Genomic DNA, 13390 nt, shown 5'->3' with positions numbered 1-13390 from the left:
GCAAAGTGGCACTCCGGATCGGCATCGACATCGGGGGCACCTTCACCGACCTGGTCGCGCTCGACGAGGCGACCGGCGCCATGGTGGACACCAAGGCTCTCTCTACCCCTCACGATCTTCTCGAGGGCATCCTCCGCTGCGTGGATCAGGTCGGCGCCCGGCTGGCCGACTGCCGGCTGGCGATCCACGGCACGACCATCGGCATCAACGCGCTGCTCGAGCGCAAGGGCGCGCGCACGGGGCTCATCACCACCGCGGGCTTCCGGGACGTGCTGGAGATCGGCCGCGGCAACTTCCTCCGCATGTACGACGTCCTCTACCAGCGCCCCACGCCCCTGGTGCCGCGCGGGCGCTGTCTCGAGGTGAAAGAGCGGCTGACGTCTCATGGTGACGTGCTGGTGCCGCTGGACGAGGACGCCCTACGCGACGCGGCCCGCCGGCTCGCCGCCGACGGCGTCGAGTCGGTGGCGGTGTGCCTGCTCTTCTCGTTCCGCAACCCGGCGCACGAGCGGCGCGCCGCCGAGCTGATCGCGGAGGTGATGCCGGGCGCCTCGGTCTCGGTGTCGCACCGGATCACCCAGGAGTGGCGCGAGTACGAGCGGACGAGCACCACCGTGGTCAACGCCTACATCCGGCCCACCATGGACCGCTACCTCGGCGCCTTCGAGGACGGGCTCCGAGGCCGGGGCTTCGGCGGGCAGCTCCTCATCACCCAGTCCAACGGCGGCGCCTGCTCCCTGGCCGCGGCGTCCTCCAAGCCCGTGCACACGATCGAGTCGGGTCCGGCCGCGGGCGCCATCGGCTGCGCGAGCCTCGCGCAGGCGCTGGGCGCCGATCGCCTCATCTCGTTCGACATGGGCGGGACCACCGCGAAGTGCGCCATCGTGGAGCGCGGGCTGGTGCAGACCACGGACGAATACCACGTGGACGGCCACCCGCTGCGGATTCCCGTCATCGACATCAACGAGGTGAGCGCGGGCGGCGGCACCATCGCGTGGATCGACGCAGGCGGCGCGCTGACCCTGGGGCCGCAGAGCGCGGGCGCCGATCCTGGCCCGGTTTCGTATGGACGCGGCGGCATCGAGCCCACCGTCACCGACGCCAACCTGGCGCTGGGCCGCATCGCCCCCGACCGGTTCCTGGGCGGCACCATGCCGCTCGACCTCGCCGCCGCCAATCGCGCCATCGACGACCGCCTCGCCCTGCCGCTCGGCCTCGCGCGGCACAGCGCGGCAGCCGGCGTGGTGCGCCTCGCCGACGTGAAGATGGCCCTCGCGGTGCGCAGCATTATCACCGAGCGCGGCCTCGACCCTCGCGACTACACCCTGGTCGCCTACGGCGGGGGCGGTCCCCTGCACGCGGTGGCCATCGCCCGCGAGCTGGGCATCCCGCGCGTGATCGTCCCTCCGTCGCCCTCCACGTTCTCGGCGTGGGGCATGCTCGCCACCGACCTCCGCCACGACCTGGTCCGCACCGTGCTCGAGCCGCTCGAGGGCACGGATGCTGCTTGGGCGGAGGCGCGATACGCCGAGATGGAGCGGGAGATCACCTCCATCCTGCCCGCGGTGGGAGCGTCCACGCGGCATCGCGCCGCCGATCTCCGCTATCTCGGGCAGGAGCACACCGTGACGGTGGACGTGGCGACGCTGGCGGAGTGGTCCACCCTGCGGGCGCGATTCGACGAGGCGCACCGGCGCGCCTACGGCTACGCCGCCCCGGAGGTGGAGGTGCAGCTCCTGAACCTGCGCCTCGCCGTGGTGTACCCGCTGGAGCGGCCGCGCCTGCCCGCGCTCGCGCCGGGCGACGGACGCGCGCCCGCCGTCGAGACGCGGAAGATCTACTCCACGCTCACTCGAGATCTCCTCGAGTATCGTGTGGTCGCGCGGGAGCGCCTCCGGGCCGGTGACACCCTCGCGGGCCCCGCCGCCGTCGAGGAAGCCGGCACGACCACGCTGATCGAGCCGCGCGACGAGCTCCGCGTGGAAGGAAACGCCTGTCTCGTGATCGCCGTGGCGAAAGGAGTCTAGTCGATGGGCAATCAGCCGCTCGATGCCGTGACCGTGGAGGTGGTGCGGGCCGCGCTCAATGCCGCGGCCGAGCGCATGCGGATCACCATGATCAAGACCGCCTACAGCCACATCATCAGCGAGAGCCTCGACTTCGGCTGCGCGATCTTCGATCCCGACGTGCAGATGATCGCCCAGGGCATCGGCCTTCCGGTGTTCCAGGGGCACCTGGGCTTCCCCATCGAGGCGACGATCCGCGACCGGGGAATCGGGGCCTTCCGCGAGGGCGACGTCTTCATCCACAACGATCCCTATGCCGGCAACGGCAATCACCTGAACGACGTGGCCATGTACGCGCCCGTGTTCTGGGAGGGCCAGCTCACCGGCTTCGTCTCCGTGAAGGCGCACTGGAGCGACGTGGGCGGCCCGGTGCCCAGCAGCATGCAGGTGGGCTCGCGCGAGTTCCGGCAGGAAGGGCTGCGTTTTCAATCCGTCCGGTTGTTCGATCGCGGCCAGATGAACGACGAGGTGATGCGGCTCATCCGCGCCAACATCCGCACGGAGAGCGGCACGCTCAAGGACGTCCAGGCCATGATCGCGGTCTGCCGCGCCGGCGAGGCCTACTTCAAGGAGATCCTGGCCAAGTACGGCCGCGACACCGTGCTCGAGTCCACGCGCGTCTACATGGAGCAGTCGGAGCGACGCACCCGCGCCGAGCTGGCGAAGGTCCCCGCCGGCACGTATCAGGCGGTCGCGCACTTCGACAACGACGGCATCACCCTCGACCAGCCGGTGCGGGTGGCGATGGCGATCACCGTCGACGAGCGCGGCATGACGGTGGACTTCGAGGGGTCGAGCCCCCAGGTGGCGGGGCCATTCAATTGCGGCGACGCCATCACGATCAGCGCCTGCCGCCTCCTCATCAAATGCCTGACCACCCCGCTCACGCCGGTGGACGAGGGGTGCTTCCGCCCCCTCGCGGTGAAGATCCCAAGGCGGTCGGTTCTCGCCGCCGAGGAGCCCGCGCCCACCGCGCGCTACTACGTGCCGATCAATCTCCTCATCGATCTGGGCCTGCGCGCGCTCGCCCCGGCCATGCCAGAGCGCATCCCCGCCGGCTCCTACGGCGACCAGATGCCCACGATCGCCTTCGGCACGCACCCGGAGACGGGTCGGCTCTTCATCCAGGGCGATCTCAACGCGGGCGGCACCGGCGGGCGCCCCGCACACGACGGCGAGTCCGGCATGATCATCTTCGCGGGCTCCACCGCCCGCAACAATCCCGTGGAGGTCGTGGAGTCGCGCAACGGCGCCATCCGCATCCTCCGCTACGGGCTGCGCCAGGACTCGGGCGGTGCCGGCCGCTACCGCGGCGGCCTCGGCATCGAGCGCGAGTACGAGTTCCTCGCGCCGGCCTTCATCACCTTCAGCCTCGAGCGCAAGGTGACGCCGCCGTGGGGCCTCGCCGGCGGCCGCGACGGCGCGGTCAACGGCGTCGAGATCACGGCGCCCGACGGCGCGGTGCGCCAGGTGCGCAAGGCGACCCAGCACCCCATCGGCGCCGGCGAGCGCGTGCGCATCATGACGGGGGGCGGCGGCGGCTACGGCCCGCCCGCCTCGCGCGATCCGGAGGCGGTGCGCCGCGACGTGCGAGAGGGCTATGTCTCGGCCGAGGCGGCGCGGCGCGACTACGGCGCGCGCGAGTAGGACATGGCGGTGCGCGCCCTCCGTTGCGGCACGCTGTTCGATGGCACCGGGGCCGCCCCGGTGCGCGACGCCGTGGTGATCGTGGAGGGGGGGCGCATCGCCGCGGTCGGCCCCGCCGCCTCCACGCCCCTGCCCGCCGGGGCGGACACCGTGGACCTGGGCGATCGCTTCGTGATGCCCGGCCTGGTGGACGCCCACAGCCATATCTCCATCGTGCCCGGGGACGGCGACCAGATCGGCCAGCTCCGCCAGCCTCCGGTGCCCCAGGCCCTCCGCGCGAGCGCCAATCTCCGGCGCGATCTCGCCGCCGGCACCACGACCATGCGAGTCATGGCCGAGGAAAACTTCCTCGACGTGCAGGTGCGCGACGCCATCGAGGCCGGCGTGATTCTGGGGCCGCGCCTGCTCTGCGCGACGCGCGGCATCACCGCGAGCAACGGCCACGGCCGCGCCCACTCGGCCTTCGACGGGGTGGACGAGATTCGCCGCGGCGTGCGGGAGAACTTCCAGCGCGGGGCCGACCACGTGAAGCTCTTCGCCACCGGCGGCGTGAGCTCGGCGGGCACCGCGCTGGAAAACGCCGTCTATTCTCGAGAGGAGATCCGCGCCGCCGTCGAAGAGGCCCGCCGGGTGGGCAAGTACGCGGCGGCGCATGCTCACGGGGGTCTCGGCCTGCGCCTCGCCGTCGAGGAAGGTGTGGCCACCATCGAGCACGGCGTGCTCGCGACCGACGATGATGTGCGGCTCATGAACGAGCGCGGGGTGTGGCTCGTCTGCACGTTCTCGATCTTCATGCATCCCACCGGGATCGAGCAGGGCGATGGGCGGAACCGCGCCATCATGGACAAGGTGCGCTGGGCGCGTCAGGTCGTGGCCGACAACTTCCCGCGCCATCTCGCCACCGGCATCCGCATCGCCGCCGGGACCGACAGCATGCACGGCCTCATGCCCTTCGAGCTGGCCACCCTGGTGCGGCTCGGCTGCTCCACGCGTGACGCGCTCATCGCGGGCACGCGCGGCGGCGCCGAGGCCTGCCGGGTGGACGCCGAGGTGGGCACGCTGATCCCCGGGAAGCGCGCGGACCTCATCGCGATCGACGGCAATCCCCTGGAGCACATCGAGGCCCTCCGGAACGTCCGCCTCGTCATGAAGGACGGCGTGACACAGGAGACTTGACCATGAGCGATCGACAGGGCACCACACGGCGGCAGTGGCTCGAGGGCGCGGGTGGCGCGGCGGCGGCGGCGACCCTCGGGTCCCTCGTCGGCCCGGGCGTGCGACGGGCGGCGTGGGCCCAGGGCGGCACGCCGAAGCGCGGCGGCACCCTGCGCGTGGCCACCGTGGACAAGCCGGTCAACATGGACCCGGGCTACGCCCAGCTCTACTCGTCGCTCCAGATCTACCAGAACGTCTACAACAAGCTCGTCTACGTGGACGAGGCGGGCAATTTCGTCCCGGGCCTCGCGAAATCCTGGAAGCAAGACGGCGAAAAAGCCTGGGTCTTCGACTTGGTCGACAACGCCACCTTCCACAACGGCGAGCCCTTCTCCGCGAAGGACGTCGTCTTCACCTTCACCCGGCTCCTCGACGCCAAGAACAAGCTGCCGATGCGCGTGTTCTTCTCGCCGGTGGAGGGCGTGGAGGCGCTCGGCGCCCACCAGGTGCGCTTCAACCTCAGCCGCCCCTACGGGCCCTTCCTCGCGGTGCTGTCGCAGGCGACCGAGATCGTCAACGAGAAGGCCCTCGGCGAGAAGGACCCCAAGCTGTTCCCCGTCGGCACTGGCCCCTTCAAGTTCGTCGAGTGGGTGAAGGACGACCACGTCACCCTCGAGCGCTGGGACAAGTACTTCCGCCCCGGCAAGCCGTACCTCGACCGCGTGACCTTCTACGCGCCCGCGGACGACACCGTCCGCCTGACCGGGCTGCAGACCGGGCGCTACAACTGGATCCAGACGGTACCACCCCAGCGCATCCCGGAGCTCGAGCGCGGGCGCGACATGAAGTCCTCTCCGAGCCGGCCGTACTTCCCCTTCTATCTCATGCTCAACGCGAGCCGCCCTCCGCTCAACGACAAGCGGCTGCGCCAGGGCATCGCCTGGGCGCTCGACCGCTCGGAGATCGTGAAGCTCGTGTACTACGACTCGCACGTCGTCACCGCGGAGCCCACGCCGGAGCCGAGCCCGTGGGCGACCGGCGTCAACATCCACAAGGGCGGCCCCGACCTCGCCAAGGCCAAGCAGCTCCTCGCCGACGCGGGCAAGGGCGGCGGGCTCACCCTCACATACCTCGTGAAGTCGCAGGTGCCGGTGCTCGTGAAGACCGGCGAGATCCTCCGCGAGCAGCTGAAGAAGGTGGGCATCACGCTCGAGGTGCGGCCGCTCGAATCCGGCCAGTACTTCGAGGAGCTGGTGGGCAAGAAGTACGACATCGCGGGGGCGTGGTGGAGCGTCACCGTGGACCCAGACATGTTCTACTACCCGATGCAGCATTCCTCCTCGGGCTGGAACTTCACCGGCTTCAAGTCGGAGGAGGCGGACAAGCGCCTCGACGCCTTCCGCACCACCCCGAGCCCGGCGGCGCGTAAGCGCATGTACCCCGAGCTGGTCCGCTACTTCCAGGAGGAGGGCTCGCTGCTGATCTTCAGCAACGAGATCCAGCGCTACTGGACCAAGCCCAACGTCCAGGGCTCGGTGCCGCTGTCCTCGCTCGAGTTGCGCTTCGAGGACGCCTGGCTGGCGTAGCTTCCGCGCATGCTCGTCTACGCGGCACGGCGGGTGGCCCTCACCGTGCCGCTCTTGCTGGGGATGAGCGTGCTGATCTTCGCGCTCATGCGGGTGGTGCCCGGCGATCCCGCGACGGTGGTGCTGGGCTTCAAGGCGACACCCGAGGGCGTCCGCGCGCTGCGCGAGGCCTTTCACCTCGACGAGCCGGTGGCGCAGCAGTATCTCCGGTGGCTCGCCGGCGTCGCGCGCGGCGACTTCGGCCTGGACTTTCGCCAGAACGAGCCCATCGGCCGCATGATCCTCGACCGCCTCCCCGTCACGCTCGAGCTCACCCTGCTCGCCGCCGCCTGCACCGCGCTCATCGGCGTGCCGCTGGGCCTGTTCGCGGGCGGGCGACGCGGCACCGCCGCCGATCGCGCCGCCCTCGCGGTGGGGCTCGTGGGCGTGTCCATCCCCGACTTCTGGCTCGGCATCATGCTGATCCTCGGCCTCTCGCTGGGGGCGGGGCTCCTGCCCTCCGGCGGCTGGGTGCCGTTCACCGAGAGCCCGCTGGAGAACCTTCTCCACTTCGCCTTGCCCGCCATCACGCTGGCGGTGTCCCGCGCCGCCGTCCTGGGCCGGCTCACGCGCGCCGCCGTGCTCGACACCGTGCATCGCGGCTTCGTGCAGTACGCCCGCGCCAAGGGCCTCGGCGAACGCGCCATTCTCTTCCGCCACGTGCTCCCGAACGCGGCCATTCCCATCGTGACGGTGCTGGGTCTCCAGGTCGGATACATGCTGGGCGGCGCCATCGTGGTGGAGATGATCTTCACGCTGCCCGGCGTGGGACGCATGACGCTGGACGCGGTGCTGGAGCGGAACTACCCCGTGGTCCAGAGCACGGTGCTGGTCATCGGCGCGCTCTTCATGCTGGTGAACCTGATCACCGACGTGCTCTACGGCTGGATCGACCCGCGGGTGCGCCGGCGATGACGTCCGGCACCCTGGCCCGCCTGTTCCCCTCGCGGCATCGGGGCGTCACGCTGGCCGGCGCGCTCGTGATCGGCGCCCTCGCCCTCGTCGCCCTGCTCGCGCCGTGGATCGTGCCGGGCAGCCCCACCGAGATCGCCAAGGACCACGCGCTCCGGCCACCCACGCTCGCCCAGCCCTTCGGCATGGACGATCTGGGTCGGAGCATCCTGAGCCGCGTGGCCCACGCCTACCGGGTCTCGCTCGGCGTCGCAGTGGCCTCGGTGCTGCTGGCGCTGGCGGTGGGGGTGCCCCTGGGCTTGATCGCGGGGTACGCAGAGGGCGGGCTCGACCAGCTCATCATGCGGCCGCTCGACGTCCTCATGTCCTTCCCCGCCATTCTTCTCGCCATCGCCCTCATGGCCGTCTTCGGGACCGGCGTTCTCCTCGTGGCCGCCTCGCTCGCGGTGGTGTACACGCCCATCGTGGCGCGGGTGGTGCGCGCGGCCGTGCTCGCCGCCAAGGTCGAGATCTATGTCGACGGCGCCCGGGCGCTGGGCGCGCCGGTGCCCCGCGTGGTCCTTCGCCACATCCTGCCCAATGCGGCCACCCCGGTGCTGGTGCAGGCCTCCGTTCTCATGGCCATCGCCATCCTCGTCGAGGCCTCGCTGTCCTTCCTCGGCGTGGGGGTGCGCCCGCCCACGCCGTCGCTGGGGCTCATGCTCGCGGACGGGCGCGGCTTCATGGTGCAGGCGCCGTGGATGGTGGTGTTCCCAGGCCTCGCCATCATGGCGGCGGTGCTCGGCTTCAACATGGTGGCGGACGGGCTCCGCGACTGGTTGGATCCCCAGCAGGCGGCAGGACGCTCTTGACTTCCCGTCGGCCCGGCCGCTAACTCTCCTCGAGCGACGCGCGCGAGCGCCCTGCAGCGCGGCGGGCCCTGCAGGAGGGACTGCGGAACGTGGATCTGCCGGCCACCATCAATCTCCTCGGTGACACCCTCGGCGCGGTGCTGCGCGCTCAGGAATCCCTCGCCCTCTTCGAGACTGAGGAGTCCGTGCGCGCTCTCGCCAAGGCGCGGCGCGCGGGCGACCCCGAGGCGGCGGGGCGCCTGGCCGCCGCGGTGGCCGCGCTCCCGCTGGACGCCGCACGCGCCACCGCCTCGGCGTTCGCGGTCTACTTCGACCTCGTCAATCTTGCCGAGGAGGCGCACCGCGTCCGCGCCCTGCGGGCGCGGGAGCGCGCCCAGGACCCCGCGCCCATCGCGGAGTCGGTCGGCGCAGCGGTCGCTCGCCTGAAGACCCAGGGCGTCACCGATGCCGCCATGGCCGCGCTCGTCGCGGACCTCCACGTCGAGCTCGTCCTCACCGCGCATCCGACCGAGGCCAAGCGGCGCACCATTCTGTCCAAGCTCAAGCGCGTGGCGGAGCTCCTGGCCCGCCTCAACGACCCCGATCTCCTGCCCGCGGAGCGGCGGGCGCACATGGCGTCGCTGCGCGCCGAGATCACCGCCCTCTGGCTCACCGACCGCTCGCGCACCACCAAACCCGCGGTCACCGACGAGGTGCGCACCGGCCTCTACTTCGTGGACGCGATCTTCTGGGACGCGCTGCCCCGGCTCACCGCCGATCTGACCGCCGCGCTTCGCACGCACTATCCCGGCCTCACACCCACCCCGCGCTGGCTCACGCTCGCGTCGTGGATCGGCGGCGACCGCGACGGGAACCCTTCCGTGGTGGCCGCGGTCACCGCCGAGACCCTCCGCCTGCACCGGGGCCTCGCGGTGGCGCGCCATCGTCGCGCCCTCCGCGAGGCGGCGCGGCGGCTCAGTGTGAGCGGCCGCCGCTGCCCGCCGTCGCCCGCCCTGGCCTCCTGGCTCGACGCGCGGCGTCCCCTTCCCGCACGCGTCGCCTCCCTCGAGACGCGCTACGCTGACGAGCCGCATCGCCTGGCCCTCTCCCTGCTCGCCGCCGACCTCGAGGTCGCGTCGGGAGAGGACATGATGGCGCGGCTGCTCGACGATGCGCCGCACCGCGCCCTCGCCGACGCCGGTGAGATCGAGCGCGTCGTCACCGAGGTCGCGCGCGCCGTCCCGCCCGAGCTTGCGGACGACACGCTCGGGCCGCTGCGTGCGCAGCTCGCGACCTTCGGCCTGCACGGAGCGCGCCTCGATATTCGAGAGGACTCCGGACGCCTCGCCGCGGCCCTGGGCGCGCTCCTCGCCGGGCTCGGGCACGCGCCCGGCTTCGCGGAGGCAAGCGAGCGGGAGCGCGGGCGGCGCGTGCAGGCGCTCCTGGCGGAGCCGGGGCCCAAGCCCGCGGAGATCGCCGCGGCCGCGCGCGAGGAGCCCGCGGCGGAGACATGGCGGCTCTTCCGTCTGCTCGCGCGGGCCCGCGACGTCTACGGCGACGCCTCGCTCGGGCCGTTCGTGATCTCGATGACGCGCGGGCCCGCCGACGTGCTCACGGTGCTGCTCCTCGCCCGCTGGTCGGGCGGCGACGCGGGGCTGGCCATCGTGCCGCTCTTCGAGACCCTCGACGATCTGGACGCCGCGCCGCGCATCCTCGAGTCGCTGTTCCGGCTGCCCGTCTATCGGACGCATCTCGCCGGCGGTGGCGATGAGCAGATGGTGATGATCGGCTACTCCGACAGCAACAAGGACGGCGGCTACCTCGCCGCCAACTGGGCCCTCTACCGCGCCCAGGAGGCGATCGCGCGGGTCTGCGCCGAGCACGGCGTGCGGCCCACTCTCTTCCACGGCCGCGGGGGCACCGTGGCGCGCGGCGGCGGCCCCGCGGGCCGCGCGATCCGCGCCCAGCCCCCCGGCACCGTGCGCGGGCGGTTCCGGCTGACCGAGCAGGGCGAGACCATCGCGTCGCGCTACACCGATCCCGCCCTCGCCCACCGGCACCTCGAGCAGATCGTGAGCGCGGTGCTGCTGGCCTCGGTGGAGGCCCCGCGCGGCGATGTCGCGGAGCCGTGGCGGGGCACCATGAGCGCGATGGCGGAGGCGGCGCGCGCGGAGTACCTCACCCTGGTCGACGGGACGCCGGGCTTTCTCGAGTACTGGCAGGCAGCGACGCCCATCGACGAGATCAGCCGGCTGCGCATAGGCTCCCGTCCCACCGCGCGGCGCGGGGGCACGCTGAGCCGCGGCGCCGTGCGCGCGATTCCCTGGGTGTTCTCGTGGATGCAGAGCCGCTTCAATCTGCCGGGCTGGTACGGCCTTGGCGCCGCCCTGGCGCGTGTCGAGCGGGGCCGTCTGCGCGAGATGTACGAGGTGTGGCCGTTCTTCCAGGCTCTCCTCGACAACGCCGAGATGTCGCTGCTCAAGGCGGACATGGGGATCGCCGCGCTCTACTCGAGCCTGGTGCCCGATCGCGCGCTCGCCGACGCCGTGTTCGCGCGGATCACGTCGGAGCACGCCCGCGCGCGCGATGCGCTGCTGGGCGCGACCGGCCGGCGCGCGCTCATGGAGGACGATCCGGTGATCCAGCGCTCCGTGCAGCTCCGCAATCCGTACGTGGACCCCCTGAACTACCTCCAGGTCGAGATGCTCCGGCGGCTGCGCGCCCTGCCGGACCGTGACGGCCGCGAGGCCGGAGAGCTGCGCGAGATCATCGTGCTCACGATCAACGGCATCTCGGCCGGGCTTCGCAACACCGGCTGACGCTCTCGCGCCGCGGGGACAGGCCCGTCAGCCGCGCGCGGCTGAGGCGAAGAGAAAGAGCTTGCGGCCGCGCATGCCGCCCACGTCCGGGGTGGCCGACGGTGCGCCGCGGAGGTCCGAGTCGACGAACTCGCGGTTGTCGTGGAGCGCGCGCACCTCGAAGCCGGCCGCGGTGACGAGGGCGCGCAGCTCGTCGGGCCCGAGCAGGCGGTACTCCGCGTAATCCTCCACGTCGGGCCGGCCGGCGATGCGCCACACGCGGGTGCGCGTGAGCCGGCGCCGCGCGCGGTCCACGGTGTGGGTGGACACGGACGTCGCGGTGAATTCCGGCGTGGCGAGGGTCCCTTCGACCCGCTCGGCCACGCCCACGCCCTCCAGATAGGCGCGCGCGTTCAGCGCGTCGACCATGAGGAGCGTGCCCGCGTGGGCGTGCGCGGCGAAGGTCGCGGCCACCTGCGCGAGGTCTCCGTCGGTCAGCGCATAGGACAGGGCGTTGCCGAAGCAGGTGATCACGTCGAAGGTGCGTCCCAGGCGGATCGTCCGCATGTCTCCAACGCGCAGATTGAGCCCGGGCCGCACCGCTCGCGCGTAGGCGATGTTCGACTCCAGGAAGTCCACCCCCCAGCACTCGGGAATGGTGCGCGCGAGGCGCTCGAGGTTCCGCGCGGTGCCGCAGCCGAGATCGAGCGCCGCGCGCGGCGCGGGCGGGCCGAACCGCGTCCATGCCGCGCGGCACATCGCCACCTCGCGCTCCTCATCGTCGGGGAATGCGAGGTCGTAGAGACGGGGCTCGCGATAGAGCAGGCTCCGGATGCGCGCGTCCACGGGCCCAACGCCCCTCTCCCCCGCTAGGACGGGAGCGCGGGCCGGCGATCCGCCCACGGCGCGGCGGACTCGAGCTGACCGGCCAGGCGAAACAGCAGCCCCTCCGCGCCGAAGGGCGCGACGAACTGCACGCCCAGCGGCAGCCCGCGACGCGACCAACCAAGCGGTACCGACATCGCGGGATTGCCAGATGAATTGAAGAGCGAGGTGAAGCCGATGCTGGCGAACACGGCGTCGAGGTACGCCTTGTCGTTGGTGCTGCTCATGTCGAGCACGCCGAGCGGATGCGGTGGCTGGCACATCGTCGGCGAGAGCAGGATGTCGTGGTCGAGGAAGAAGCGCGCCACCGCGCGCCCCGTCCGGTGCACCACGCCGATGGCCCGCGCGTAATCCGCCGCCGTGGCCTTCCGCCCGTCCTCCGCCCTGGCCCAGGTGACGCGCTCCACGTCCGCGTCGGTAAGCGGCCGGCCGAGCGCGGCGGCCCGCGCCTCGAGCTGGGCGCGCACGTTGGCGCCGATGATGGTGCGCGTGGCCTGGCCCAGCGCCGAGGCGTCGATCTCGGGCCGCGCCTCCTCCACGTGATGCCCGAGGCTCGCGCAGAGCCGCCCCGCCTCGCGCGCCGCCTCTGCGCATTCCCCGTCCACCGGCACCTCGACCCAGGGCTTGACGGTGAGCGCGACGCGGAGCCGGCCCGGCGCCCGGCCGACCTCGGCGAGGAACGGGCCGGGCGGCGGCGGAGCCCAGTACGGGTCCCCCACGTCGGGGCCCGACGTGGCGTCGAGCAGCGCCGCGCTGTCCCGCACGCTCCGCGTGACCGCATGGCCTACCGAGGCGCCGCCCCAGCCCTCGCCGGCGTCGGGGCCCATTGGGTTGCGCGCGCGCGTGGGCTTGAGCCCGAAGAGTCCGCAGGCGGAGGCGGGAATCCGGATGGACCCGCCCCCGTCGGTCGCATGCGCCATCGGCAGCATGCCCCCGGCCACCGCGGCGGCTGCGCCGCCGCTGGACCCGCCCGCGCTGACCTCGCGATTCCACGGATTGCGCGTCGGCCCGAAGAGCCGCGGCTCGGTGGACGGCGCCAGGCCCATCTCCGGCGTATTGGTCTTGCCGAGGATCACCAGCCCCGCGCGCTTGAGCCGGAGCGTCAGCTCGGAGTCGTGATCGGCGCGATTGTCGGCGAAGAGTCGGCTCCCGTAACTCGTCACCGCGCCCGTGTAGAGCGCCCCCAGATCCTTGAGGGCGTAGGGCACACCGGTGAAGGGCCCGGCGGGCAGGCCCGCCTTCACCGCGGCGCGCGCCTCATCGTCGAGGCGCGTCACGATCGCGTTCAACGCGGGATTGCGTGCCTCGATCCGCGCGATGGCCGCCTCCAGGACCTCCGCGGGGGTAGCGTCTCGCCGCCGGATCAGCTCGGCCAGGCCGAGACCGTCGTACTTGTCGAAGTCCATCACCGCTGCCGTCCTCCTCGGGCGAGCGCGCCCTCACCTATATACCCCAAATACGCGTCAGCGCGC

At 72.2% G+C, this 13390-nt stretch carries 9 protein-coding genes; 7 read left to right on the top strand and 2 right to left on the bottom strand.

Annotated elements, in window-relative coordinates:
• Positions 1-5: 5 nt before the first annotated feature.
• The 7 genes from VFX14_01090 to ppc all read left to right on the top strand — a co-directional run bounded on the left by VFX14_01090 (position 6) and on the right by ppc (position 11054).
• Positions 6-2027: a hydantoinase/oxoprolinase family protein gene (locus VFX14_01090; protein ID HEU5188261.1), complete on the top strand. Its 2022-nt coding sequence runs from the start codon at positions 6-8 to the stop codon at positions 2025-2027.
• Between the two features lie 3 nt (positions 2028-2030).
• A complete protein-coding gene (locus tag VFX14_01085; GenBank protein HEU5188260.1) occupies positions 2031-3713 on the top strand; it encodes a hydantoinase B/oxoprolinase family protein in 1683 nt (560 codons plus the stop codon).
• 3 nt (positions 3714-3716) lie between these two features.
• A complete protein-coding gene (locus VFX14_01080; GenBank protein HEU5188259.1) occupies positions 3717-4889 on the top strand; it encodes an amidohydrolase family protein in 1173 nt (390 codons plus the stop codon).
• Positions 4890-4891: 2 nt separating this feature from the next.
• Positions 4892-6454, top strand: a complete 1563-nt coding sequence (locus tag VFX14_01075; protein HEU5188258.1) for an ABC transporter substrate-binding protein — start codon at positions 4892-4894, stop codon at positions 6452-6454.
• A 9-nt stretch (positions 6455-6463) separates the two neighbouring features.
• The gene (locus VFX14_01070) at positions 6464-7408 is read left to right on the top strand and encodes an ABC transporter permease (GenBank protein ID HEU5188257.1); all 945 of its coding nucleotides are present in this window, start codon (positions 6464-6466) and stop codon (positions 7406-7408) included.
• Positions 7405-8256, top strand: a complete 852-nt coding sequence (locus VFX14_01065; GenBank protein HEU5188256.1) for an ABC transporter permease — start codon at positions 7405-7407, stop codon at positions 8254-8256. The genes VFX14_01070 and VFX14_01065 overlap by 4 nt, the downstream gene beginning before the upstream one ends.
• Positions 8257-8345: 89 nt before the next feature.
• Positions 8346-11054 carry a phosphoenolpyruvate carboxylase gene (gene ppc, locus VFX14_01060; GenBank protein ID HEU5188255.1) on the top strand — a complete coding sequence of 903 codons (2709 nt, stop codon included), beginning with the start codon at positions 8346-8348 and terminating at the stop codon, positions 11052-11054.
• A gap of 27 nt (positions 11055-11081) precedes the next feature.
• On the opposite strand, the gene VFX14_01055 is transcribed toward ppc, so the two are convergent.
• Both VFX14_01055 and VFX14_01050 read right to left on the bottom strand, forming a co-directional pair.
• On the bottom strand, positions 11082-11879 hold the full coding sequence (locus tag VFX14_01055; protein ID HEU5188254.1) for a class I SAM-dependent methyltransferase: 798 nt from the start codon (positions 11877-11879) through the stop codon (positions 11082-11084).
• A 23-nt stretch (positions 11880-11902) separates the two neighbouring features.
• Entirely contained in the window at positions 11903-13324 is a 1422-nt protein-coding gene (locus tag VFX14_01050; GenBank protein HEU5188253.1) for an amidase, read from the bottom strand.
• Between the last annotated feature and the right edge of the window lie 66 nt (positions 13325-13390).

It is taken from the genome of Candidatus Methylomirabilota bacterium (assembly GCA_035764725.1).
Lineage (GTDB): Bacteria > Methylomirabilota > Methylomirabilia > Rokubacteriales > CSP1-6 > DASRWT01.
This window is presented reverse-complemented; position numbering and strand designations above follow the sequence as displayed.